Annotated in this window: 22 protein-coding genes and 1 riboswitch; of the genes, 12 read left to right on the top strand and 10 right to left on the bottom strand. The window is 68.6% G+C overall.

Going from position 1 to position 24,821, the window contains the following annotated elements; genetic code table 11:
• Positions 1-42: 42 nt before the first annotated feature.
• Positions 43-1,998, bottom strand: a complete 1,956-nt coding sequence (gene asnB, locus JOE46_RS07100) for an asparagine synthase (glutamine-hydrolyzing) (RefSeq protein WP_097212216.1) — start codon at positions 1,996-1,998, stop codon at positions 43-45.
• 204 nt (positions 1,999-2,202) lie between these two features.
• Between asnB and JOE46_RS07095 the strand changes: the two genes are divergently transcribed.
• The 3 genes from JOE46_RS07095 to JOE46_RS07085 all read left to right on the top strand — a co-directional run bounded on the left by JOE46_RS07095 (position 2,203) and on the right by JOE46_RS07085 (position 6,309).
• The gene (locus JOE46_RS07095) at positions 2,203-3,273 is read left to right on the top strand and encodes a cytochrome c oxidase subunit II (protein WP_027500068.1); all 1,071 of its coding nucleotides are present in this window, start codon (positions 2,203-2,205) and stop codon (positions 3,271-3,273) included.
• Positions 3,274-3,321: 48 nt separating this feature from the next.
• Positions 3,322-3,738, top strand: coding sequence for a cytochrome c oxidase subunit 4 (locus JOE46_RS07090; protein ID WP_097212136.1), 417 nt, complete (start codon positions 3,322-3,324; stop codon positions 3,736-3,738).
• 204 nt (positions 3,739-3,942) lie between these two features.
• A complete protein-coding gene (locus JOE46_RS07085) occupies positions 3,943-6,309 on the top strand; it encodes an arylsulfatase (RefSeq protein WP_209926645.1) in 2,367 nt (788 codons plus the stop codon).
• On the opposite strand, the gene JOE46_RS07080 is transcribed toward JOE46_RS07085, so the two are convergent.
• Together JOE46_RS07080 and JOE46_RS07075 are read right to left on the bottom strand one after the other, a co-directional pair.
• Positions 6,293-6,931, bottom strand: a complete 639-nt coding sequence (locus JOE46_RS07080) for a DUF1772 domain-containing protein (RefSeq protein WP_209926643.1) — start codon at positions 6,929-6,931, stop codon at positions 6,293-6,295. The genes JOE46_RS07085 and JOE46_RS07080 overlap by 17 nt on opposite strands.
• Before the next feature lie 5 nt (positions 6,932-6,936).
• On the bottom strand, positions 6,937-7,776 hold the full coding sequence (locus JOE46_RS07075) for an NmrA family transcriptional regulator (RefSeq protein WP_097212138.1): 840 nt from the start codon (positions 7,774-7,776) through the stop codon (positions 6,937-6,939).
• A gap of 120 nt (positions 7,777-7,896) precedes the next feature.
• Here JOE46_RS07075 and JOE46_RS07070 point away from each other — a divergent pair, with 120 nt between their 5' ends.
• Positions 7,897-8,808, top strand: a complete 912-nt coding sequence (locus JOE46_RS07070; RefSeq protein ID WP_097212139.1) for a LysR family transcriptional regulator — start codon at positions 7,897-7,899, stop codon at positions 8,806-8,808.
• A gap of 113 nt (positions 8,809-8,921) precedes the next feature.
• On the opposite strand, the gene JOE46_RS07065 is transcribed toward JOE46_RS07070, so the two are convergent.
• The 4 genes from JOE46_RS07065 to JOE46_RS07050 all read right to left on the bottom strand — a co-directional run bounded on the left by JOE46_RS07065 (position 8,922) and on the right by JOE46_RS07050 (position 13,282).
• Entirely contained in the window at positions 8,922-10,625 is a 1,704-nt protein-coding gene (locus JOE46_RS07065; protein WP_097212140.1) for a cytochrome bc complex cytochrome b subunit, read from the bottom strand.
• Complete coding sequence (locus JOE46_RS07060) at positions 10,622-11,758, bottom strand: ubiquinol-cytochrome c reductase iron-sulfur subunit (protein ID WP_097212141.1); 1,137 nt, start codon at positions 11,756-11,758, stop codon at positions 10,622-10,624. The genes JOE46_RS07065 and JOE46_RS07060 overlap by 4 nt, the downstream gene beginning before the upstream one ends.
• Positions 11,755-12,606, bottom strand: a complete 852-nt coding sequence (locus tag JOE46_RS07055) for a cytochrome c (protein ID WP_097212142.1) — start codon at positions 12,604-12,606, stop codon at positions 11,755-11,757. The genes JOE46_RS07060 and JOE46_RS07055 overlap by 4 nt, the downstream gene beginning before the upstream one ends.
• Before the next feature lie 64 nt (positions 12,607-12,670).
• Entirely contained in the window at positions 12,671-13,282 is a 612-nt protein-coding gene (locus tag JOE46_RS07050) for a heme-copper oxidase subunit III (protein ID WP_097212143.1), read from the bottom strand.
• Positions 13,283-13,408: 126 nt separating this feature from the next.
• Here JOE46_RS07050 and JOE46_RS07045 point away from each other — a divergent pair, with 126 nt between their 5' ends.
• Together JOE46_RS07045 and trpD are read left to right on the top strand one after the other, a co-directional pair.
• Positions 13,409-13,891, top strand: a complete 483-nt coding sequence (locus tag JOE46_RS07045; protein WP_097212144.1) for a hypothetical protein — start codon at positions 13,409-13,411, stop codon at positions 13,889-13,891.
• A gap of 46 nt (positions 13,892-13,937) precedes the next feature.
• Positions 13,938-14,972 (top strand): anthranilate phosphoribosyltransferase, encoded by a 1,035-nt coding sequence (trpD, locus tag JOE46_RS07040; RefSeq protein ID WP_097212145.1) that lies wholly within the window; start codon positions 13,938-13,940, stop codon positions 14,970-14,972.
• 58 nt (positions 14,973-15,030) lie between these two features.
• On the opposite strand, the gene JOE46_RS07035 is transcribed toward trpD, so the two are convergent.
• The gene (locus JOE46_RS07035) at positions 15,031-15,306 is read right to left on the bottom strand and encodes an Lrp/AsnC family transcriptional regulator (protein WP_077041953.1); all 276 of its coding nucleotides are present in this window, start codon (positions 15,304-15,306) and stop codon (positions 15,031-15,033) included.
• A 97-nt stretch (positions 15,307-15,403) separates the two neighbouring features.
• Entirely contained in the window at positions 15,404-17,116 is a 1,713-nt protein-coding gene (locus tag JOE46_RS07030) for a DEDD exonuclease domain-containing protein (protein ID WP_179800570.1), read from the bottom strand.
• A gap of 138 nt (positions 17,117-17,254) precedes the next feature.
• On the opposite strand from JOE46_RS07030, the gene JOE46_RS26320 reads away from it, so the two are divergent.
• From JOE46_RS26320 to JOE46_RS07010, 5 genes are all read left to right on the top strand, one after another.
• Positions 17,255-17,524, top strand: coding sequence for a hypothetical protein (locus tag JOE46_RS26320; protein ID WP_097212147.1), 270 nt, complete (start codon positions 17,255-17,257; stop codon positions 17,522-17,524).
• A 126-nt stretch (positions 17,525-17,650) separates the two neighbouring features.
• Positions 17,651-17,814, top strand: a riboswitch (cyclic di-AMP (ydaO/yuaA leader).
• Positions 17,815-17,829: 15 nt separating this feature from the next.
• The gene (locus JOE46_RS07025) at positions 17,830-18,387 is read left to right on the top strand and encodes an NlpC/P60 family protein (protein ID WP_179800571.1); all 558 of its coding nucleotides are present in this window, start codon (positions 17,830-17,832) and stop codon (positions 18,385-18,387) included.
• A 382-nt stretch (positions 18,388-18,769) separates the two neighbouring features.
• The gene (locus JOE46_RS07020) at positions 18,770-19,822 is read left to right on the top strand and encodes a C40 family peptidase (RefSeq protein ID WP_097212149.1); all 1,053 of its coding nucleotides are present in this window, start codon (positions 18,770-18,772) and stop codon (positions 19,820-19,822) included.
• A gap of 77 nt (positions 19,823-19,899) precedes the next feature.
• Entirely contained in the window at positions 19,900-21,186 is a 1,287-nt protein-coding gene (locus tag JOE46_RS07015) for a hypothetical protein (RefSeq protein WP_373560258.1), read from the top strand.
• Positions 21,187-21,245: 59 nt separating this feature from the next.
• A complete protein-coding gene (locus JOE46_RS07010) occupies positions 21,246-22,373 on the top strand; it encodes a glycosyltransferase family 4 protein (protein WP_097212151.1) in 1,128 nt (375 codons plus the stop codon).
• Positions 22,374-22,441: 68 nt separating this feature from the next.
• On the opposite strand, the gene JOE46_RS07005 is transcribed toward JOE46_RS07010, so the two are convergent.
• Entirely contained in the window at positions 22,442-24,241 is a 1,800-nt protein-coding gene (locus JOE46_RS07005; protein WP_097212218.1) for a long-chain fatty acid--CoA ligase, read from the bottom strand.
• 115 nt (positions 24,242-24,356) lie between these two features.
• Here JOE46_RS07005 and JOE46_RS07000 point away from each other — a divergent pair, with 115 nt between their 5' ends.
• The gene (locus JOE46_RS07000) at positions 24,357-24,749 is read left to right on the top strand and encodes a polyketide cyclase / dehydrase and lipid transport (protein ID WP_097212152.1); all 393 of its coding nucleotides are present in this window, start codon (positions 24,357-24,359) and stop codon (positions 24,747-24,749) included.
• Positions 24,750-24,821: the final 72 nt, after the last annotated feature.

Here is a 24,821-nt window from a genome sequence, read left to right as displayed (position 1 = left end):
ACGAGTCCTGAGACTCGTCAACCGCGCACAGGCGCGAAGCGCCTAGACGTGGACCGGGTAGACCGGTTCCTGGATCTGCGGCACGATCCGCTTCTCCACGAAGATGCCGTGCCACACCATGAAGCACAGCACCGTCCACAGTCGGCGGCTGTGATCCGACGCGCCGTCGCGGTGCTCGTTCAGCATCGCCGTGACCGCCGCCTTGTCGAAGATGTGGTCGGTCTGCGAGTCCGCGATCTGCTGGTGTGCCCAGTCGAACAGCTCGGTGCCGCGCAGCCAGTGCCGCAGCGGAACGGGGAACCCGAGCTTGGCGCGGTGCAGCACGTGCGGCGGGACGATGCCCTCCAGTGCCTGGCGCAGCGCGTACTTGGTGGTGTGCGGCGCAGATGCGGCTCTCTTCGTTCGCCTGGTGGTGATCTTCTGCTCCAGCGGCACCCGCGAGGCCACCTCGAAGACCTCGGTGTCGAGGAAGGGCACCCGCAGCTCGAGCGAGTTCGCCATCGTCATCTTGTCGGCCTTGACCAGGATGTCGCCGCGCATCCAGGTGAACAGGTCCAGGTGCTGCATCCGGGCCACCGGGTCCCAGTCCCGCGACTGCGCGTAGATCGGCGCCGTCACGTCCTGGTGCGTCCACTCCGGTCGGAAGTCGCGCAGCACGGCCCGCAGCTGGGCGTCGCTGAAGCTGCGCGCGTTGCCGTAGTAGCGATCCTCCAGCGTCATCGAGCCGCGGTGCAGCAGGCTCTTGCCGCGGGTGCCCTCCGGGATCCGGTCGGAGAGCTTGCCCGCGGCCCGGCGCAGCGGGGCGGGCAGGTATTCGAACGGCTTGAGCGAGAGCGGCTCGCGGTAGATGGTGTAGCCGCCGAACAGCTCGTCCGCGCCCTCGCCCGAGAGCACCACCTTGACGTGCTTGCGGGCCTCCTTCGCGACGAACCACAACGGCACAAGGGCCGGGTCGGCGACCGGGTCGTCGAGGTACCAGATGATCTCCGGGATCGAGGCCGCGAACTCGGCCGGGCTGACGACCTTGACCACGTGCTTCGCACCGATCGCGGCGGCCGACTCGGCGGCGACGTCGACCTCGGAGTAGCCCTCGCGCTCGAACCCGGTGGTGAAGGTGATCAGGTTCGGGTTGTGCCGGATGGCCAGGGCCGCGATCGCGGTGGAGTCGATGCCGCCCGACAGGAACGACCCGACGGTCACGTCCGCCCGCATGTGCTTGGCGACGGAGTCCTCGAGGGCCTCGGCGATCTCCTGGTAGCGGGCCTGCTCGGAACCAGGGGTGAACGGCTTGGCCGGGAACTTCGGGGTGAAGTAGCGGGTGATCCGCGGCGCCTCGCCTGCCCGCACCCAGGCATAGGAGCCGGACTCGAGGCGGCGGATGTCGGCGTGCAGCGTCTCCGGTTCGGGCACGTACTGCAGCACCGTGTAGTGCTCGGTGGCGCGGGGATCGAGGTCCGTGCCGATGCCGATCAGCTCGGTCAGCTCCAGCAGGCTCTTCTTCTCGCTGCCGAAGGCGGTGCCCCCGGTGCCCGTCGCCAGGAACAGCGGCTTGATCCCGAACGGGTCCCTGGCCAGGAACAGGTCCTTGGTCTCGGTGTCCCAGATCGCGAACGCGAACATGCCGCGCAACCGGCGCACCGCGTCGGCTCCCCAGTGGTGGTACGCCGCGACGATGGCCTCGCTGTCGCCCTCGGTGCTGAACTCGGCACCGTGATCCCGGGCCAGCTCGGCCCGCAGTTCGAGGTAGTTGTAGATCTCACCGTTGAAGGTCAGCGCGTATCGGGTCGGGTTCTCCGGCGGGCCCCAGCGCAGCGGCTGATGCGAGTGTTCGATGTCGATGATCGAGAGCCGGTTGAAGCCGAAGATCAGGTCGTCGTCGTTCCAGGTTCCGTGCTCGTCCGGCCCGCGGTGCCGCAGGCAGTGCATCGCCGAGTCGACGCGCGAAACCGCGTCTTCGGTGGTGCCGGAGGAGGTCAGTAGCCCGAGCAGTCCGCACACGGCGTCCAATACCTCTATTCGCTCTTGGGGAAGGCTCCACACTGGTATGCAGCGGATTGCCGAATAACTCTGCCGAGTATGCCGCAGACTCGCGGAACTGATGTTGTGACCCGACGGTGGAGAGGCGCCAGCTTTGGTCTACGCTGCGTAGTATTCGGGCGTCCGGCTGGGGCTGCCCTTATTCATTGCGGCGATCAGGAAGGCGTGAACGTGGCGCAGAGTCGGATCCTTCGACGAGCAGGGCTCGCAGCATCTTTGGGCCTTGCTGCCATGCTGCTGTCGGGATGTTCGATCGACAATTCGGTGCTTCGGTTCGGATGGCCGTCGGGCATTACCCCGCAGGCTGAGCGGATGCGTGAACTGTGGACCTGGTCGGTCATCGCCGCCCTGTTCATGGGCGTGATTGTGTGGGGCCTGACCTTCTGGGTGGTCATCTTCCACCGGAAGAAGAAGGACTCTCCGGAGTTCCCCAGGCAGACGGCGTACAACGTCCCGCTGGAGCTCTTTTACACCGCGGTGCCGTTCGTCATCATCGCCGTGCTGTTCTACTTCACCGTGGTCGTGCAGAACTACGTCCACGAGAAGAAGGACGACCCGAACGTGGTGGTCGACGTGACCGCGTACCAGTGGAACTGGAAGTTCGGTTACCGCAGCATCGACCTGCGTGAGGGCGGTGCCAAGTACGACGGCGTCGACGTCGCAGCGCAGGCGTACGCCGAGGAGCCGGCAGGCGAGCAGGTGCTCCGCGGCGAAGAGGTTCCGCCGCCGAACGCGGGCAAGTCCGCGAACGACATCTCCTACCTGCGATTCGACAAGATCGAGACCGTCGGATCCAGCCAGGAGATCCCGATCCTCGTGCTGCCCACTGGCAAGCGCATCGAGTTCGTGCTCAACGCCGCGGACGTCATCCACGCGTTCTGGGTGCCGGAGTTCCTGTTCAAGCGCGACGTCATGCCGAACCCGGAGCAGAACCACTCCGACAACGTCTTCCAGATCAGCGAGATCACCAAGGAAGGCGCGTTCGTCGGCCGCTGCGCCGAGATGTGCGGCACGTACCACGCGATGATGAACTTCGAGGTCCGCGCGGTCAGCCCGGAGAAGTTCGCCGAGTACATCGAGCTGCGCAAGCCGCTCGACGAGGGTGGGCAGGCGCTGACCACCGCCGAGGCGCTCGCGAAGATCGGCGAGTCTCCGGTCGCCACGTCCACGCAGCCGTTCAACACGGAGCGGACGTACCGGCAGGCCACCACCGTCCTCGAGGGCGAATACCAGTAGCAGTGCCGACGGCACCCAGACCCATCAACCGCTGAAGGACTTGCTGAAATGAAGATCGAAGCCAAGCTCTTTGAGATCTTGACGGTGTTTTTCATCCTCGTCGCGATCGTCTACGGCGTCTTCACCGCCGCATCGCGTACCGGAGTCGAGTGGGCCGGCCTGACCGCGATCGTGCTGTCCGCCGGACTTACCCTGATCGTGGGCACGTACTTCCGGTTCGTGGCACGGCGACTCGACACCCGCCCCGAGGACTACGACGACGCCGAGATCTCGGACGGCGCGGGCGACCTGGGCTTCTTCAGCCCGGGCAGCTACTGGCCCGTCCTGCTCGCCTTCGCGGCGGCATTCACCGCGGTCGCGCTGGCCTTCTTCCAGCCGTGGCTGATCGCGGTCGGCGTGGCGCTGATCCTGGCCACCGCCGTGGGTCTGGTCTTCGAGTACCACGTCGGACCCGAGAAGCACTGAGCCGCATCACACCTGAGCACGGCGAGGGCGCCGAATCCCACACGGGGTTCGGCGCCCTCGCCGTTTAGGCTCGGCGATCCGCCCATTCGATTCGTCGTCGGGTTCCGTGTTGCCCGGGCTATGGTCGGACGGCAAGGCGCTGTCGGCGGTTCCGACGTGGGGCCGGCGGGCGTTCCGATGGGTGACGACGGAATGTGAGTGGCCATGGTGGATCGAGCGGGCGAGTACCGAGGGGTTCTTCCGATTCCGGACCGGCAGCACATCGGTCTGACGACCTACGACGCGAAGGATCCGGACACCGCGTTCCCGCCGATCGAGCCGCTGCTTCCGCCGGAGGGCGCACCGAACGTTCTCGTGATCCTGCTCGACGACGTGGGATACGGTGCCAGCAGCGCCTTCGGGGGACCGGCGCACACGCCGACCGCCGAACGCCTGCAGCGCGGCGGACTCACCTACACCCGGTTCCACACGACCGCGCTGTGCGCGCCGACCCGCGCCGCGCTGCTCAGCGGCCGTAACCACCATTCGGTCGGGATGGGCATGATCACCGAGACCGCGACCTCGGCGCCCGGCTCGTCCGGGCTCCGCCCCAACACCAAGGCCGCACTGCCGATGACCTTGAAACTCAACGGCTATTCCACCGCACAGTTCGGCAAGTGCCACGAGGTACCACCGTGGCAGACCTCGCCCGTCGGCCCGTTCGACGCCTGGCCGACCGGCGGTGGCGGGTTCGAGCACTTCTACGGGTTCATCGGCGGCGAGAACAACCAGTACTACCCGGCGCTGTACGAGGGCGTCGCCCCTGTCGAGCCGGACAAGTCGCCCGAGGAGGGCTACCACCTCACCGAGGACCTGGCCGACCGGGCCATCGACTGGGTGCGCACCCAGAAGGCGCTCGCGCCCGACAAGCCGTTCTTCGTCTACTTCGCCCCCGGCGCCACTCACGCCCCGCATCACGTGCCCGCCGAGTGGGCCGACAAGTACGCGGGCCGGTTCGCGGGCGGCTGGGACGCCCAGCGTGAATCGATCCTCGATCGGCAGAAACAGCGCCAGGTCGTGCCCGATGACGCCGAACTGACCGCCCGTCCCGACGCGATCCCGGCATGGGACGACATGGACGAGGCACTCAAGCCGGTGCTGGAACGCCAGATGGAGGTGTATGCGGGCTTCCTCGAGCACACCGACTTCCACGTCGGCCGCGTCGTCGACGCGATCGACGCGATGGGGGCGCTCGAGAACACCCTGATCTACTACATCGTCGGCGACAACGGGGCCTCCGCCGAGGGAACGCTGAACGGGGCCTTCAACGAGATGGCGAACTTCAACGGCCTCGCCGCGATCGAGACCCCGGAGTTCATGGCGGAGGTCAAGGACAAGCTCGGCACCGTGGAGGCCTACAACCACTATTCGGTTGGCTGGGCCTGGGCGATGTGCTCACCCTTCCAGTGGACCAAGCAGGTCGCCTCGCACTGGGGCGGTACCCGCAACGGGACGATCGTGCACTGGCCGAACGGCATCACCGCCAAGGGCGAGATCCGTTCGCAGTTCACCCACGTCATCGACGTCGCGGCCACCGTGCTCGAGGCCGCCGGGCTGCCCGAGCCCACATTCGTCAACGGAGTGCAGCAGGCGCCGATCGAGGGCACCAGCATGCTGTACAGCTTCGACGACGCTTCCGCGCCGGAGCGGCACGACCTGCAGTACTTCGAGATGGCAGGCAATCGGGGCATCTACCACAAGGGCTGGAGCGCGGTCACCCGGCACAGCACCCCATGGCTGCCGAACGAGGTACTGCCGGCGCTCGACGACGACGTGTGGGAACTCTACGACGGCACCACCGACTGGACCCAGGCCCACGACCTGGCCGCCGAGATGCCCGAGAAGCTCGCCGAGTTGCAGCGCCTGTGGCTGATCGAGGCCGTGAAGTACAACGTGCTGCCGATCGACGATCGCCGGTTCGAACGAATCAACCCGACCATCGCCGGTCGCCCCCAACTGATCTCGGGCAACACGCAGGTGCTGTTCCCGGGGATGAAGCGGCTCAGCGAGCACAGCGTCATCGACATCAAGAACCGATCCTTCTCGGTGACCGCCGCGGTCGAGACGCCGACGAACGTCGCCACCAACGGCGTGGTCATCGCGCAGGGCGGTCGCTTCGGCGGATGGGCGCTCTACGTGAAGAAGGGGCGAACCGCGTTCGTCTACAACCTGCTCGGCATGAGGGAGTTCACGATCGAGGCGACCGAGGACATCCCCGCGGGCAGTCACCAGATCCGCGCCGAGTTCGCATACGACGGGGGCGGCCTCGCGAAGGGCGGCGATGTCACCCTGTTTCACGATGGCCGCCCCGTCGGTACCGGGCGGGTGGAGCAGACGCAGCCGATGATCTTCTCCGCGGACGAGACGACGGACATCGGCGACGACTACGGGATGCCGGTCAGCGTCGGGTATCTGGGAGAGACCAGGTTCAACGGCCGCATCGACGTCGTGCAGATCGAGGTCGGCGACGACGACCACTCCCATCTCATCGACCCGGAGGAGGCCATCCGGGTCGCTACCTCCCGTCAGTGACGGAGGGCAGGCTCCGGTTTCCGCCGTTGCCGTTGCCGATCTGTTCGGCCGGGTACATCCACGTGGGACGAACCTCGGGGGCGGCAGCTGCGGTGGCCGCAGCCGCGGCGGTCGGTTGCGCCTGCGGTGCCGTCTCCCGCCCGTGCACCACCAGGGCGTAGGCGAGTGCCGCGAAGGCGGCGGTACTGACGACCGCCCGCACGATGTTCCAGGTGACCCAACGGGATTCGAACTGTTCGCGTACCACGTCGGGGTTCGCGATGACGTCGCCCGCCCGTGCGAGTTCGTCGTTGAGTGGCACGTTGACGGCGGCGGTGATGACGAGCATCGCGACATAGAAGACCAGCGCGGCGATGATCCAGGGGAGCGTGCCGCGTGCCGAACGCAGGTGCAGGAGCAGCGCCGCGACGGTGAGGACGAGCCCACCGAGGAAGCAGATCATGAACCAGCCGTTGAGGATTGCGACGTTGATCTTCTGCATCGCCGAGATGAAGGTCTGGTCGTCGGTGCGGCCCAGACCCGGCATCACCGCGTAGGCGAACGCGGCGAACAGTCCCGCCATCAGTCCGGCGGTGACACCGGCGCCGAGCAACGTGATCGTCTGGAGGAGTTTGGTGTTCATCACGGTCACCCCACGTTCCAGATGCCGGTGGCGGCAGCGGCGGAGGCGTACTCGGCGAAGTCGCGCGGCGCGCGGCCCAGTGCTCGCCGGACCCCGTCGCCCGGCTCCGCGTTCCGTCCGTCGAGGACGGTGGTGAACAGATACATCAGCAACTCGACGACGTCGGCCGGTACCTGCTCGGCGGCGAGTCCCTCGGCGAAGTCCTCGGCGGGCACCTGCACGTAGTCGATGGTCCGACCGGCGGCGGTGGCGATCGTGCCGACGGCCTCCGCGAAGGTGATCGCGCGGGGCCCGGTGAGCTCGTAGATCTCTCCGGTGTGCCCGTGCTGGGTGAGCGCGGCGAGGGCGACGTCCGCGATGTCCTCGACGTCGACGAACGGTTCGGGGATGTCCCCGGCCGGCAGGTACACCTGGCCGGCGAGGATCGGATCGAGCAGGTAGCCCTCGCTGAAGTTCTGGGCGAACCAGCTCGCCCGCAGGATCGTGGTGTCCGCGCCCGAATCCGTCAGTGCCTTCTCGCAGGCCTGCGCCTCGACCTCGCCCCGGCCCGACAGCAACACCAGGCGCTGCACACCGCGGTCCACCGCCAACTCGGAGAACGAGGCGATGGCCTCCACCGCGCCGGGGGCCGCCAGGTCCGGGTAGTAGGAGATGTACGCCGCCGTCATGCCCTCCAGTGCCGGCTCCCAGGTCGCGGTGTCCTCCCAGTCGAACGGGACCCCACCCGAGCGGGTGCCGATACGTACCGGCAGGTCGAGACCGGTCAACCGCTGCGCGACGCGGCGGCCGGTCTTGCCGGTGCCGCCGAGGACGAGGGTTGCGGGGTTCGGTGTGTGGCCGTTCATGGGGATCTCCTTGCCGCTCGAATGTTGTTGTCCCCATTACGATCGCTCAGGGGAAGGTCGCCAACAACGGCAGTTTGCGCAAGAATCGTTAACCTGTGGCTAAACAAAGGGGGTTGCCGCATGGAGCGGCGCGACATCGAGATCTTCCTGACCCTGGCCGAGGAGCTGCACTTCGGCCGCACGGCGGAGCGACTGCACGTCTCCACCGCCCGGGTCAGTCAGACCATCAAGGCGCTCGAGCGCCGCGTCGGCGCCCCGCTGTTCGAGCGGACCAGCCGCCGGGTGACACCCACCCCGATCGGCCGACGGCTCGAGGAGGACCTCAGGCCCGCGGACGAGCAGATCCGGGCGGCCATCGCCAGGGCGATCGCCGCCGGGCGGGGGCTCGACGGTGTGCTGCGGGTGGGATTCGTCGGGACCGCGCTCGGACAGTTCGTACTCGAGGTCGCGACCACCTTCCAGGAGCGGCACCCCGGGTGTCGGGTCCAGATCCGGGAGAGTCACTACAGCGACGGGGTCGGGCTGCTGTTGAGCGACGAGATCGACGGCCTGGTCGCGGCGGCCGATGTCGGGCACGTCCGGGAGCTCGAACAGAGCCCGGTGCTGCTGCGCGAGCAGACGTCACTCGCGGTCTCGGCCCGGCACCCGTTCGCGCGCCTGGAATCGGTGACGATCGAGGACCTCGCCCGGGCGAAGGTGTTGCGGCCCCGCGGAATTCCGGACGATCTCGACGAGGCCACGGTGCCGCGGAGCACGCCGAGCGGCAGGGTCATCGAACGCGGACCCGACTTCGGGACGGTTCAGGAGATGCTGGCGCTGGTCGGGGCCGGGCAGGGGGTGTTCCCGGTGCCCACCCACGCCAGTCGATACGACGCGCGCCCGGACGTGACGTACGTGCCGGTGGTCGACGGCACCGCCCTCGAGTGGCGACTGATCTGGCGGGCGGCGGGTCAGACGAGCCGGATCCGCGCCTTCGCGGAGGCGGCACAGGATTTCGTGGCGGCCAGGGGAAACCCACTGCTGGAGGGGTGAGCGGCGGCGTCGGCCGTGCCTTGGGGGAGGGGAGCGGTGCGAGCGCCGGGCCACCGGAACGACGAAGGCCCCGAACCCAATGGGTTCGGGGCCTTCGCCTGGTTCTAACCGGGTCAGTGGCCGCCGTCCGTGGACGGCTTCTCGCCGTCCGTGAGCGGCTTCTGGCCGTCGGCGTACGCGCCGTGACCGTGGGCCTTGTCCTGGTAATCCTTGAGGATCGCCATCTGGTCGTGCTCGTTCTTGTGCTCGGCCGCGAGCAGTGCCGCGGCCTCGTCGGCCGGATCCGCGACGAGCAGCGATCCGGAGCCGGGCTTGCCGGCCGAACCGAGCTTGTTCATCTTCTTCGGGATCGCGGCGCCCTGGTACTCCAGCGGGATCGGGTGGCCGTGGTCGTCCACGGGTCCGAGCGGCTGGTGGACCTCGACGTACTCACCGTGCGGCAGACGCTTGATCACGCCCGTCTCGATGCCGTGCTCGAGCACCTGGCGGTCGCTGCGCTGGAGGCCGAGGCAGAACCGGTAGGTGAAGAAGTACGCCAGCGGCGGCAGCACGATGATGCCGATGCGGCCCATCCACGTCGTCGCGTTGATCGAGATGTCGAACTTGTACGCGATGATGTCGTTGATGCACATGATCGTCAGGATGGCGTAGAACATCAGGGCCATCGCGCCGAGCGAGGTGCGAACCGGAACGTCACGCGGACGCTGCAGCAGGTTGTGGTGAGCGTCGTCCTTGGTGAACTTCTTCTCGATCCACGGGTATGCGATCAGCACCGTGAACACCAGGCCCATGATGAGCGCGACCGCGAACACCGCCGGGATCGTGTAGGTGCCCCACAGGTAGATCTCCCACGCCGGCCACAGACGCGCCATGCCGTCGGTCCACATCATGTAGATGTCGGGCTGGACGCCCGCGGACACCTGGGACGGGTTGTACGGGCCGAGGTTCCAGATCGGGTTGATCTGCAGCAGGCCACCCATCAGCGCGAGGATGCCGAAGGTGAAGGCGAAGAACGCGCCGCCCTTCATCGCGAAGACGGGGAGGATGCGGACGCCGACGACGTTCTGCTCCGTGCGGCCGGGGCCGGGGAACTGCGTGTGCTTCTGGTACCAGACCAGCGCCAGGTGCGCGCCGATCAGCGCCAGGATGATGCCCGGCAGCAGCAGCACGTGTGCCACGTACAGACGCGGGATGATCAGCTGACCGGGGAAGTCGCCGTCGAAGATCAGCCACTGCAGCCAGGTACCGACGACCGGGACACTCAGCGTGATGCCGGACAGGGCGGCGCGGAGGCCGGTGCCGGACAGCAGGTCGTCGGGGAGCGAGTAGCCGAAGAAGCCCTCGAACATCGCCAGGATCAGCAGCAGGCAGCCGATGACCCAGTTCGCCTCACGCGGGCGACGGAACGCGCCGGTGAAGAAGATGCGCAGCAGGTGCACGATGATCGACGCGGCGAACATCAGCGCGGCCCAGTGGTGGATCTGCCGGACGAACAGGCCGCCGCGAACCTCGAACGAGATGTCGAGTGTCGTGGCGTACGCCCGCGACATCTCGACGCCGCGCAGCGGCTGGTAGGCGCCGTCGTAGACGACCTCCGCCATCGACGGATCGAAGAACAGCGTCAGGTAGACACCCGAGATCAGCAGGATCACGAAGCTGTAGAGCGCGATCTCGCCGAGCATGAAGGACCAATGGGTCGGGAAGACCTTGTTGATCTGCCTGCGCATGCCCGCGGCCAGGTGGTACCGAGAGTCCATGCCCTCGGCCGCCTTGGCGGCGTGAGCGGAGACCTTGGACTGGTTGTCTGTCACTGTCATGAAGGACGCTCCCAAAATCCCGGGCCGAGAGCTTCGACGAAGTCGCCGTTGGCGACCAGGAAGCCCTCTTCATTCACTGTAATCGGCAGCTGCGGCAGTGCGCGAGCAGCGGGACCGAAAATCGGCTTTCCGTACTGGAGAGCGTCGAACTGCGACTGGTGGCACGGGCACAGGATCCGGTTGGTCTGCTGCTCGTAGAGCGACGTCGGGCAGCCGAGGTGCGTGCACAGCTTGGAGTACGCGAAGTAGTCGCCGAAGTTGAAGCTCTCCTGGCCCTTGCGCTTGACGGCCTTGTTGGCATCCTCGGTCCGCAGGCGGATGAGCATGACCGGGTTGTCGGCGCGCTTGAGGGCGTGTGCCAGGGCGCGCTCGCTGCCGCGCTCGGACTCACGGAACGGGAAGACCGTCTCCATGGCGCCCGCGTCGAGATCCTCCGGGCGGACAAGGACGACGTCGTCGGTGCGACCAGTGTAGCGACGCAGGTAGATGGTCTCGCCGGGGAACGTCGGGGTCCAGCCCGAGGTCCACAGGTCGGACTTGTCGCCCTTCGCCCACGGGTTCTTGATCAGACCGCCGAGGGGCATGATCGCCATGATGCCGAGGGCGCCCGCACCGAAGCCGAGGCTGCGGGTGATCAGCTTGCGACGACCGATGGTCGAGGTGTCGAGCGTGTCGCTCAGCTCCGCGACGATCGTCCTGCGGTCCTGCTCCGGCGAGCCGCCGTCGTGGCGGTCCTGGATGGAGACCTCTTCGGGGATGAACTTCTTCGTGAACTGCACCGCGCCGATACCGACACCGAGGATCGCGAGACCCATGGTGAGGCCGATCAGCGGCGTGTACAGGTTGTACGCGTTGTAGCCCTCCTCGCCCATGCCCTTGTACTCCCAGGGCCAGAAGAGGTAGATCCCGATGAACGCGAGGGCAGAGATGCCGGCGATCGTGAACCAGATGGCCACGCTCCGCTCGGCACGCTTCTCCGCCTTGGTGTCCTTGACGGGCCACCGCTCGCGGCGGAATGCGATGTCGACGCCATCGAGGTTGGTACCGAGTTCGACGAGCTCGTCGCGACTCATCGCGGCGAGTTCTTCCTCGGTGTGCTTCTTAGGCGTATCGCCGTGACCGGCGTCGCTCATGACTTTGCTCCGATCCAGAGTGCTGCGCCAACAACCGCAACGATTCCGATGGCCCACATGGCCATGCCCTCGGGGCCGGTGCCGAACCCGCCGAGGCCGTAGCCGCCGGGGTTCTTGGACTCGGTCGCGGACTTGACGTAGGCGATGATGTCCCGCTTCTCGTCCGGGCTCAGCTGCCGGTCGGAGAACTTGGGCATGTTCTGCGGACCGGTGGCCATCGCCTGCCAGATCTGCTGCTCGCTCGCCGGCTCCAGCGGCGGGGCGAACTTGCCGGAGGACAGCGCGCCGCCCTTACCGGTGAAGTTGTGGCACGAGGCGCAGTTCAGGCGGAACAGCTCGCTGCCGCGGGCCACATCGTCGCCGCGCAGCGACGACTGGGCGATCTCGCCGTTCTCGTCCCGGACCACGGTCGGACCGCCGCCGTTGGCCTGGATGTAGGCGCCGAGGGCGTCGGTCTGCTTGGTGTCGAACTTCGGCGGCTTGCGAAGGGCCTGGGCCTCGTTGCGCACCGCAGGCATGCGGCCGGAGGACACCTGGAAGTAGACGGCGGCCTCGCCGACGCCGATGAGGCTCGGTCCACGGTCCTGGACACCCTGCAGGTTCGCACCATGGCAGGTGATGCAGGACGTGTCGTAGAGCTGCTTACCCTCGCGGATCAGCGCTGCCGAATCGTCGGACGCGGTGGCCACCTGCGGAGTCGGCGTCAGCGCCGCGGCGAGGAAACCGGCACCGACAAGGCCCATCATCAGGACCATGGCGCCGGTGACGCGCCGCCGGAACTTTCGCTGCCGACGGGCTTTCGTGGCAGACGCGCTACCGGCGGCTGCTGAAGGGGGGGATGAACTCATCTGTATCCCTTTGGTCTCGCGGGACGGACTGAACGGGCTTGGGCTGTGAACTGCGTTCAGCTTCTTAACGGATGAAATAGATGGTGGCGAACAGGCCGATCCACACGATGTCGACGAAGTGCCAGTAGTACGAGACAACGATCGCAGCCGTTGCCTGTGCCGGGGTGAACTTGCTGACCTTGGTACGCGCGATCAGGAAGACGAAGGCGACCAGACCACCGATCACGTGCAGGCCGTGGAAGCCGGTCGTCATGTAGAAGACCGAGCCGTACGCGCTGCTCGAGAGCGTGGTGCCCTCGTGAACCAGGTGGTAGTACTCGTACGCCTGGCCGAGCACGAAGATCGTGCCCATGATGAGGGTGATCGTGTACCAGCGGCGCAGCCCGAAGACGTCACCACGCTCAGCGGCGAAGACGCCCATCTGGCAGGTGAAGGAAGAAGCCACCAGCACCGCGGTGACGGGCACCGCGAGGCCGAGGTTCAGCTCGGTGGGCTCCGGCGGCCAGTGTCCGTCCGCCTGCGCGCGCGCGACAAAGTACATCGCGAACAGGCCGGCGAAGAACATCAGCTCGCTGGACAGCCAGACAATGGTGCCGACGCTGACCATGTTCGGCCGGTTCAGCGAGTGCACGCGCTGGGTGATTGCGGATCCTTGGGTCCCTACTGCGCTCGTCACAGACAGAAGTATGACGCTTCGTCGTAAGCGAGTACTACCCGGGTCCGTTCTTGGCGCGTCGCGGCCTACGACCAGTATGCCGTGGTCTGTGATTGTGCAGGTAGTCGGGCATGCGAGGCTGGCGTCATGGAACGAGTGCGGTGGTGGCGCAAGCGGTTCGGGCGGCGTAAGGCGGTGCCGCTCGACGCGACGCGGACCGATCTTGTGGTGGTGGCGTCGAGCTTCGACGACGCGGAGGCATGCAGCCGGGCGCTGGAGCGGGCTGCGGGGTCGGAGCCTGGGTGGATCGAGGAGGCGGACGCCGTCCTGCGGCACCACCTGTGGGTGCCTGCGGATCAGGTGCACGGGGCGGTCGAGCTCGCGGGTCAGGACCGCTACACCGTCGCGGCGCCGGACGCGCCCGCGCCGCAGGAGGTCGACCCGGCGGGGGCGGAACCGGGGGCCGAGGAACTGGTGGCGTTGGTGCTGCAGCGGGTGCAGGTCCTCGACGCGCTGCACTGTTCGCAGGAGCGCTCCCGGATGGCGGGGTTGGCGCAGCGCGCGGGTGGTCGTGTCCTCGGATGGGATGCGCTGCAGCCGCCGCGGAATCCGGTTGCCCGTACTGACTAAGCTTCGTCTTCGATTGTGCTGACGGCGACGGGAAGAGGCGGTTGCGATGGGGAGTTGGCCAGAGGTGCTCGGTGCGCTGACGGACGGACGCGATCTCGATCCGGGGACCGCATCGTGGGCGATGGACGAGATCATGTCGGACAACGCCACCTCCGCGCAGATCGCGGCGTTCGGCATCGCACTGAAGATGAAGGGCCCGACCCCGTCCGAGGTGAGCGGCATCGCCGACGCGATGCTCGCGCATGCGCGCACGATCGATGTCGACGGTGACGCGGTGGATGTCGTCGGCACCGGCGGTGACCGGCAGCAGACCGTCAACATCTCCACGATGGCCTCGGTCGTGGTCGCCGCCGCGGGCATCCGGGTGGTCAAGCACGGAAACCGGGCCGCGTCCTCGAAGAGCGGCGGCGCCGACGTGCTCGAGGCGCTCGGAGTCCGGATCAACCTGAGCCCGGACGCCGTCGCGCGGTGCGTGCGCGAGGTGGGGATCGGGTTCTGCTTCGCGCCGACCTTTCATCCCGCGTTCCGGTTCACCGCTGGTCCGCGCAAGGAGATCGGCATCCCGACGGTGTTCAACGTGCTTGGGCCGCTGACCAACCCCGCGCGGCCGCGAGCCGGCCTGATCGGTTGTGCCTTCGCGGACCTGCAGCCCGTGGTGGCGGGGGTCCTGGCGCGCAGGGGCAGCAGCGCACTGGTGGTGCGTGGCGACGACGGACTCGACGAGATCACCACGTCGACCACGAGCACGGCGTATGTCGTGTCCGGTGGGCAGGTGCGCGAGGACAGCATCGACCCGACGGCGCTGGGGATCGAGCGGGTGCCGCTGTCGGCCCTGCGTGGCGGGGACGCCGAGGCGAACGCGGTGATCGCGCGGGCGGTGCTCGGCGGCGAGCGGGGTGCCGTGCACGACGCGGTGGTCCTGAACGCGGCGGGCGCGATCGCCGCCCACAGCGGTCTCTCGGGCGATCTCGACAGCGCCCTGCGTGCGGGCCTCGAGCGGGCCGTACGCGCGATCGACAGTGGCGACGCGGCTGCGCTGCTCGACCGCTGGGTCGCGGTCTCCACCGAACTGGCGGACTGACGCCCACCGGGTGCGGGAACCGCCGTCGGTCGAACCGAACGGCGGTGCCCGCCCCGGATCACTCGCCGATGGAGAAGGCGGCCTCGACGTCTGCGCTGGCGTAGGAGCGGAAGGCGATGTGGGTCGTCGTCTGCTCGACGCCGTCCACCTTGTTGATCGCGCCGGTGACCACCTCGGCGATCTGGGCGTGGTCTCGGACCTTCACGATGGCGATCAGGTCGACGTCGCCCGCGCACGAATAGACCTCGGACACCCCGGCGATGTCGGCCACCGCTTGCGCGGTCTCCGGGATCCGGTTCGCTTTGGCGTGAATGAGGACGATGGCGTTGATCATCTCGCTCCTTGGCTGCGGTGGCGTCCTATCTATAGGAAGGGCCGTGTGGGTCCTTGTCCATAGACGGGCGTCCGACTCTGTTCTTTCCTCTGTCACCCTAGGCGGTGCCTGCCGCCGCGGCGGCTCCCCGCGCCACCGCGCACCATTGCAGCCAGCCGCCACCGCCGCGCGCGGGTTCGGCGTATCCGTGGCTCGCGCGCACGATCCGGACCCCCGGCGTCTCGAGCCAGCCGGCGATGAGCCCGGCCTCGCCCGCCATCGCGCCCCGCAGCGGTGACGGCTCCTCGATCACGGTCTCGGCCGACAGGGTCAGTGCTTCGACGACCGGCATCGGAGGCACGCCGCGTTCGGCCACCCCTGCGGAGGCGAGCCTGCCTGCCCGGATCACCGCCAGCTCCCAGCCGCCGGAGGGCGAGGGGCGCGCGGCGACCAGTTCGTCGACGGCGGCGAGGCTCGCGAGGCGCTGAGCCCGGCGGAGCGCGAGCGCCAGGGCCGTGGTGCGGTCACGGAGCCGCGCGGCACTCTCGAACAGCTCGGCCGCGGCGAGTTCTTCGATCCGGGCACGGAGCCCGTGCAGCGGCGCATCGTCGGTTCCCCGGAAGAGCGCGTGCGCGGTGTCCGGTGCACGGCTGTACTCGGCCGCGCTCTGTGGCGTGCCCCCGGCGGGGCAACCGCCGACCGCACTGTCCGGACAGTCGGGCCCATGGGGCTGGTCATCGCGAATTCTCTTGGTGCACGTCCTGATTCGGCAGATGTCGGCGATCGTCGCGGCGACCTCCGCCGCGTCCGTGCGGGAACCGAACGGGCCGAGGGCGTCGGAGGTCGCGCTACGCGAGATCGCGAGCCGGGGGAACGGCTCGGCGGTCCGGGTGATCCACCACGCCCGGCGGGGGAACTTCGAGCGCCGGTTATAGGGAGGGGCGTGCGCGCCCAGCAGCCGGAGTTCGCGCACCGACGCCTCGAGGGCGTGCGCGCACTCGACGTGGTCCACCCTGGTGGCCAGCGCCACCATCTCCTTCATCCGTGCGCGGGTCTCTGATCCCGTGAAGTAGCCGCGCACCCGGCGCTGCAGGTTGACCGCGGTGCCGACGTAGAGCACTTCGTCGGACGGGCCGCGGAACAGGTAGACGCCCGGGGTGCGGGGGAGGTGCGCGGCGAGCCCGCGCTTGCCCCGCTGCGCGGCGGAGACGTTGGGGAGGTAGTCGACCAGTTCCGGGTAACTGTGTACGCCCAGGTTGCCGACCCGTTCGATGAGCCCGTGCAGCACCTCCACCGTCGCCCTGGCGTCGTCGAGGGCCCGGTGGGTGGGCTTGGTGCTGACGTCGAAGAGGGCGGCGAGGGCCGAGAGCTTCACCGAGGGCGCCTCGTCCCGACCGAGCACCCGGCGGGCCAGCTTGACGGTGCACAGCACCTGGAACGGTGGCCAGGGCAGCTCGCAGCGGGCAGTGGCGGCCTTGAGGAAGCCGATGTCGAAGGGCGCGTTGTGGGCCACCAGGACGGCGCCGCGTGCGAACTCGAGGAAGCTCGGGAGCACCCGCTCGATTCGCGGCGCCCCGATCAGCATGGCGGAGGTGATACCGGTCAGCTCGACGATGTACGGGGGCATCGAGCGGCCGGGATCGACGAGGGTGGACAGCTCGCCGATGATCTCGCCGCCACGGATCTTGACCGCACCGATCTCGGTGATCGCGTCCTCGCCGGGCGCGCTGCCGGTGGTCTCGAGGTCAACGACGACGAAGGTGGTGTCCCGCAGTGGGGTGTCGAGCTCGTCGAAGCTCAGCTGGGCGTTTGGCGGACTCTGCGGACTCACCCGGCTGAGGCTAGGGGCGGCCACCGACAGGGCCCACCTGTCGCGGCCGTCGCGCGGTCCGTGTCGGACCGCGCCGCTAGTTTCCGTCGCAGAGGCCTGCGAAACGCCGCGAGGCCACCGGCAGAGACGAGGATCACAGTGATTGTCGATTGCAACGACTGCGAGGTTCGCAATACCGCGTGCGGCGACTGTGTGGTGACGGTGCTGCTCGGTCCGCCCGGTGTCCGGCCGGGGGTGCGGGCCGTGGACTCTGCGGGGTCGGCCCGTATCAGTATTGAGCAGGACGAACGGGTCGCTCTTGACGTGCTCGCCGATGTCGGGCTGGTGCCGAGGCTTCGGTTGGTGCGCGCTGCGGATACCACGCAGACCGGTCGGTCGTTATCTGTCCGTGACCCGGGAGTGGCCTAGCGCCCATTTATGGGCGATATGTCCGAATCGGCCGATTGGTCGGGCGTGTTGGGTCGACAGGGGCTCGACGCTTTCGTAATCTTCCTGAGACCTAGCGGAGTCTTGCCACACCATCCGGTGCGGCATCGCCAGGTACCGCCTAATCGATCACTCGTGAGAGCGATCGTGCCGGGAACCCAAGTTTCTCTGGGGTGAATCCCGTCGGAGCGCGAATGCGTGCCGCCGGGTAGGGCTGATCTTCCCAGCCCGAACCCGTCAGCTAACTCGGTCGGCGGATGAACGGAAGAAACGGAGTACCCCTTCTCGTGGCTTCATCCACTACCCAGCGTTCGGTGCGACGCATTGCCGTTGCCAGCGCGCTGACCTTCGGTGCCATCGCAGTCTCTGCCGGCCCGGCCCTCGCCGAGCCCGTCACGATCTCTGGCATCGGAACCTTCGACATCCCGGGTGTGCCTGCCCAGACCATCCAGGTCCCCGGCCTCCCGGCCTTGCCCGGCGCGCCGGCCCCCGCGCCGCTGGTCTCCGCAGGTGACAAGGCCGTTCAGGCCGCCGCGAGCAAGATCGGTTCGCCCTACGTGTACGGCGCCTCGGGCCCGGACTCCTTCGACTGCTCGGGCCTCGTGCAGTGGGCCTTCAAGCAGGCGGGCATCAACCTGCCGCGCACCAGCTACGACCAGGCTTCGGCTGGTACGCCGGTCTCCACCTCCGCCCTCAAGCCGGGCGACGTGGTCTCCTTCTACGGTGGCTCGCACTCGGGCATCTACGCGGGCAACGGCGAGGTCATCCACGCCGCGACCTCCGGTACCCCCGTCAAGCGCGCACCGCTGTCGTCCATGCCGATGGACGGCGCCCGCCGCTACTGAGCGCCGCGCACGAACCCTCGTGGTGGGCCCGAACCGTCTCTGACGGTTCGGGCCCACCACGTTTTCGTCGGCGGGTCTGCGCCTGTCGCACGGCCCTCGGGGTGAGCGGAAAATGTCTCGGCAGTTTGGGTGGACATCGTCGTATGCCATTCCGTAACCTGTCTGAGACCTTCCGAAATCTTGCCGCGTCACCCGGCGTGGCATCGGGGGTCACCACCACACAGGATCCGGGCGCCGCAGGCGCAGGTCCGGTACCGGGGACGGAGTCGCCGGGGTGAATCTCCCGCTCGGACCTCGGTTCGTGGGGCAGGGCTGATCTTCCCAGCCCGACCCGTCCGCCAATCCGGCCGACGGGAAGTGGAAGAACGGAGTACCAGCTTTCGTGGCGTCACAGAGACTGAAGCGATCTACCAGCGCAGTGCTGGCAACGGGCCTGCTGTCCCTCGGAGCAGTCGTGGTCCCCGCGGGCACCGCAGCCGCGGATCCCGCGCTGGAGAATCCGACAGCCGCGCTCGAGAAGCTCTCCGAACTCTCCCGGACGTCCGAGCAGACCAGCGAGGCGTTGCACAACGCCCAGATCGACCTCGAGTCCAAGACCGCCGTCCAGCGCGACGCCGAGTCCAGGCACGCCGCCGACGAGAACCTGTTGACCGAGGCGAAGACCAGGATCGCGCAGTTCCAGCCCGCGGTCGACAAGCTCACGACGGCCAGCTACCAGGGCGCTCGCGTCAATCGACTGTTCGCGGTGATGGTCTCGGATTCCCCGCAGCAACTCCTCGACCAGATGTCCACGCTCAGCGTGCTCTCCGAGGACACCGCGGCCCAGGTCGGCCACTTCAAGCAGGCCACCGACGAGGCCGCCACCGCGGCCGAGGCCTCGCGCCAGTCCGCCGACGCGGCGCGCACCGCCACCGAGCAGGCCAGGTCGATCAGCGACGACCTGCAGAACAAGCAGAGCGACCTGCAGGCCCAGATCGCGCAGGTCACCCAGGCGTTCGGCGCGCTCAGCGGTTCGGAGCGGGCCGCCCTCGCCGGTAGCCCGTTCCCTCCCGGATTCGATCCGCAGACCCTGCTCAAGGGGCTCGTGCCCGGGTCGAACTCCGGCGCGCTGCAGGCAGGCCTGACGAAGGTCGGCAAGCCGTATGTCTGGGGCGCCACCGGTCCGGATTCCTTCGACTGCTCCGGCCTGATGGTGTGGGCCTACAAGCAGGTCGGTAAGACGCTGCCGCGTTCGAGCCAGGCCCAGGCCGCGGGCGGGATCCCGGTCTCGCGCTCCGAGCTGCAGCCGGGCGACCTGGTGCTGTTCTACCCCGACATCTCGCACGTCGGCATGTACGCGGGCAACGGCAACATCCTGCACGCGTCCACCTTCGGTGTTCCGGTCAAGGTCGCGCCGATGGACGCGTACCCGTTCTACGGCGCCAGAAGGTACTGAACGGCGTACCGGACGTCCCGCCGCGGCAGCCACGGCGTCGGATCCGGAATTGGGAGGCGGCTGCGCTCGCGGGGTTGCTGCTCGCCGTCGTCGTGGTCGGCGCACTGACGGCCCGGTCGCAGCTGACGGAATCGGAACCGCGTGGCGCCGAGGGCGCCGCCGCCGTCAATCCGTACGAACAGGCGCGCCGCGCGGGGGTTCAGGACCTCCTGAACCGCTGGGCGGGCGCCGTCAGGGCCGGTGACACCGACGCGCTCGCCGCGCTGTTCGACCGCGCCGCTGCGCCCGAGTTCCTCGCCTCCGAGATCCGCCGCAGCGAGCATCTCGCCGCGGTGCCGTTGGCGGACTGGGGCTACGAGATCGGATCCGACCCCGAGACCCCGGTCCCGACGGACCTGGCCGAGCAGCTCGACGCCACCGACGTGTGGGCGGTGCCCGCCTACCTGCGCTACGCCGTCCAGGGCGCCGATGCCGGTCCCACGCGCAAGCCCGTCTCACTGATCGTCGCCAGGCGGGGGGAGAACTGGACCCTGGTTTCCGACCGGTCACTCCCCGAGTACGGACGCGATACCTGGCGGGGCCCTTGGGATTTCGGCCCGGTCGTCGTGCGAGAGGTGGAGACCGGTTCGCACTCGTCGGTGGTGCTCGGTCACTCCGACCAGGAGGAGCTGATCGACGCGATCGCGGCGGACCTCGCGGACGCGGTGTCCTCGGTGACCGAACTGTGGGGCCCCGACTGGTCGCAGCGGGCGCTGGTGGTCGTCAGTTCCTCTCAGGAGGAGTTCATGGAGCAGGTCGGAGCGGACCACAGCGGCTCCGATATCGCCGCGGTCGCGGTCTCGGACGTCGTCGAGCCCGGGTCCGACTCTGCGACGGGCCAGCGCGTCGTGTTCAGCCCGGCCGCGTCGGAGCGACTCGACGAGGACACCCGGCATTCGGTGCTGCGACACGAGCTCACCCACGTGGCCGCCCGCGCCGCGACCACCGACGGATCGCCGATGTGGATGCTGGAGGGGTTCGCCGACTACGCCGGTCACCGCGATGCCGATGCTCCCGTCGGTCGGGCCGCGCCGATTCTGGCGGCGGCGGTCGTCGCGCACGGGCCCCCGACGCGGCTGCCCGTCGACGCGGACTTCATGGCAGGCGGGGAGCGCGCCCAGGCGGCATACGAGCTGGCCTGGTCCGTCTCGGCGTTTGTCGCCGACCGGTTCGACGAGCCGACGCTGCGCGAGCTGTACGTGGACCTGGCGACCGGACCCGTCGACAGCCACGAGCTCGATGTGAAGCTGCACGAGGCCGTCGGGCTCTCCGCGTCCGAGTTCGTGACCGACTGGGGCCGCTGGGTCGCCGAGGGCCTCGACTGAGAGCCGGTCGACCCGACCCTGCGCAGCGGCCCCCCGTGTCCGGCAATTACGGTGAACATATGCGCCGAACCCTGTTGGTGACGAATGACTTTCCGCCCCGACCGGGAGGCATCCAGTCCTACCTCCAGTCCTTTGCGAACGCGCTGCCTGCCGACGAGTTGGTGGTGTACGCCCCGCGCTGGCGGGGTGACAGCCACAAGAAGTTCGACGCGCGTCAGCCGTTCGAGGTGGTCCGCCACCCCACGACGCTGATGCTGCCAACGCCGCTGGTGGCCCGCCGGGCGGCCAAGCTGGTGCGGTCGCGCGAATGCGACAGCGTGTGGTTCGGCGCGGCGGCCCCGCTGGCACTGCTCGCCCCCGGGCTGCGCCGGGCAGGCGCGGAGCGGGTGGTGGCGAGCACGCACGGCCACGAGGTCGGCTGGTCGATGCTGCCGGGCGCCCGGCAGGCGCTGCGCCGGATCGGGAACACCACGGACACGGTCACCTTCGTCAGCAAGTACACGCGCGGCCGGTTCGCGTCCGCGTTCGGAGCAGACGCCGCGCTCGAGCACCTGCCGCCCGGTGTCGACACCGAGGTGTTCCGACCCGACCCGGCGGCAAGGGCGGAGCTGCGGGCGCGATACGGGCTTGGCGATCGCCCGACCGTGCTGTGTCTGTCGCGGCTGGTCCCGCGCAAGGGCCAGGACGTGCTGATCCGGGCGCTGCCGCGGATCCGTGAGTCCATCGACGGCGCGGTGCTCGTCGTCGTCGGCGGCGGCCCGTACCAGGGTCGACTCCACGCGCTGGCCAAGGAGACCGGGATGGCCGAGCACGTGGTGTTCACGGGCACCGTGCCGTCCGCCGAGCTCGCGGCGCACCACACGATCGCCGACGTGTTCGCGATGCCGTGCCGGACCAGGGGAGCGGGCCTCGACGTCGAGGGGCTGGGCATCGTGTTCCTCGAGGCCTCGGCCTCGGGCGTTCCGGTCATCGCGGGTCGATCCGGTGGCGCGCCGGAAACGGTGCGGGAGAACGAGACCGGGCACGTCGTAGACGGGCGGTCGGTCCGGCAGGTGGCCGACTCGGTGATCTCGGTGCTCGCCGATCGCGACCGCGCGGCGGCCATGGGCGCAGCCGGCCGCACGTGGGTGACCGAGCAGTGGCGCTGGGATGCGCTGGCAGCCAAGCTCAGCGGCCTGCTGCACTAGGTGCTGCGCACCCGTGCGTGGTTGACGAGTGCTGGCACTCGTCAACCACGCACAGGCGGCGGAGCCGCCTACTTGGCGTAGATGGCCTCGATGTCGTTCGCGAAGCTCTGGTGGATGACGTTCCGCTTGAGCTTGAGCGTCGGCGTGAGCTCGCCGGTCTCCTCGGTGAAGTCCACCGGCAGGATCCGGTACTTCTTGATCGACTCCGCGTGCGAGACCAACTTGTTGGCCTCCGCGATGGCCGCATCGACCTCCGCGATCAGGTCGGCATCGGCGATCAGATCGGCGACGGTGGCCTCGGCAGGCTTGCTGTTGCGCGCCTTCCAGCCCGTCCACGCGTCGGGGTCGACCGTGATCAGGGCGCCGATGAAGGGCTTCTGGTCGCCGACCACGAGCGCCTGGCTGATCAGCGGGTGCGCGCGGAGCTGGTCCTCGAGCTGCGCGGGCGCGACGTTCTTGCCGCCCGCGGTGACGATGATCTCCTTCTTGCGCCCGGTGATCGTGATGTAGCCCTCGGAGTCGACCGAGCCGAGGTCGCCGGTGTGGAACCAGCCGTCCTCGAGCGCCTCGGCGCTGGCGGCCTCGTTGCGCCAATAGCCACCGAAGACCACCGGCCCGGAGAGCAGGATCTCGCCGTCCTCGGCGATGCGAACCGCGTTGCCGGCCAACGGCCTTCCGACGCTGCCCACCTTCTGGCCGCCCGGCGTGTTCACCGCCACCGCCGCGGTCGTCTCGGTCAGGCCGTAGCCCTCGAAGATCGTCACGCCGATGCCACGGAAGAAGTGGCCGAGGCGGGCACCGAGCGGGGCGCCGCCGGAGATGGCGAGCTGGCACTGACCGCCGAGCGCGGCACGCAGCTTGGAGTACACCAGCTTGTCGAACGCCGCGTGCTTGACCTTGAGGCCGAAGCCGGCACCGCCGGTGTCCTTGGCCTCGCTCCACTCGACCGCGGTCTCGGCGGCCTTGTCGAAGATCTTGCCCTTGCCCTCGGCGTGCGCCTTCTGGCGGGCGGTGTTGAAGACCTTCTCGAACACGCGGGGCACCGACAGGATGAAGTCGGGCTTGAACGTGCCGAAGGTCGGGACCAGGTTCGGGATGTCGGAGGTGTGGCCGACGGTGGCGCCCGCGTCGAAGGCCGCGAGGGAGACCGCGCGGGCGAGCACGTGCGCCAGCGGCAGGAACATCAGGGTGCGACGGCCCGGGCGCAGCAGCTCGCCGAATCCGGAGGTGCTGATGCCGCGCGACTCGGCGATGAGGTTGGAGTGGGTGAGCTGGCAGCCCTTCGGGCGACCGGTGGTGCCGGAGGTGTAGATCAGGGTCGCGGGGTCGGTCGCCTTGAGCGCGTCGGCGCGGGACCGGACCTCGTCGTCGCTGACATCGGCGCCGAGCGCGATCAGTTCCGCCACCGCTCCCGGCGTGCCCTCGATCTGCAGCATCTTGCGCAGGGCCGGTGACTCGGCCGCGACCTGCTCGAGTGCCTTCGTGTGGCCGTCGTTCTCGACGAACAGCGCGACCGCGGCGGAATCCTCGAGGATCCACCGCACCTGCTCGGCCGCGGAGGTCTCGTAGACCGGCACGGTGACGCCGCCCGAGGCCCAGATCGCGAAGTCGATCAGCTGCCACTCGAACCGGGTCGAGGACATCAGGGCGACCCGATCGCCTGGCTGCACGCCGAATGCGATCAGGCCCTTGGCGAGGGCGGTGACCTGGTCCGCGAACTCGGCCGCGGACACATCGGTCCACGTGCCGCCGGTCAGCCGGGTGAAGACGGCCAGGTCGGGTGTGTTCGCCGCATGGGTGAACACCGAGTCGACGGCGGACGCGTCCTCAGGGATGGTGAATGTTGACGGAACGCTGAATTCACGCACGAAGACCTCCGGCACTGCGGTGTACTGACGAGTAGGTTTTGCTGCGGTTCCACTTTAACCCGTGCTGATCGGCCCTGGCCCGCACCCGCCGCGCGGAGTGTGTGAAGCTAATCCGGTGAGCAGCATTCAGGTCTCGGACCAGACCTTCATCGCGGCGCCGCCGGCATCGGTCGCGGAGTCGATCGGCGTGGTGTCGAAATGGCGCCGCTGGTGGCCGGATCTCCAGATCAGCGTGCGGGAGGACCGAGGCGAGAAGGGGATTCGCTGGACGGTCACGGGCGCGCTGACCGGAACCATGGAGGTCTGGCTGGAGCCGGAGCTCGACGGCACGATCGTGCACTACTTCCTGCACGCCGAGCCGACCGGCGCCGGTCCAGCGGAACTGGCCGAGCTCGATCTCGGGGCCCTCACCCGGGCGCGCCGCGTGGCGGGCAAGGTGATGGCCTTCGGCACCAAGCGCGAGCTCGAGGCCGGTCGGCCTGCCGGAGAGTCGCCGACCCCCAGGTGATCGCCCGCCGACGGTGTCGCGCGGTGCGGCCGGTCGTTGTGCGCGCACATCTGTTTCCTGTGTGATGGGTTC

It is taken from the genome of Rhodococcus sp. PvR099, from assembly GCF_017833315.1.
GTDB lineage: Bacteria > Actinomycetota > Actinomycetes > Mycobacteriales > Mycobacteriaceae > Rhodococcus_G > Rhodococcus_G oryzae.
This window is presented reverse-complemented; position numbering and strand designations above follow the sequence as displayed.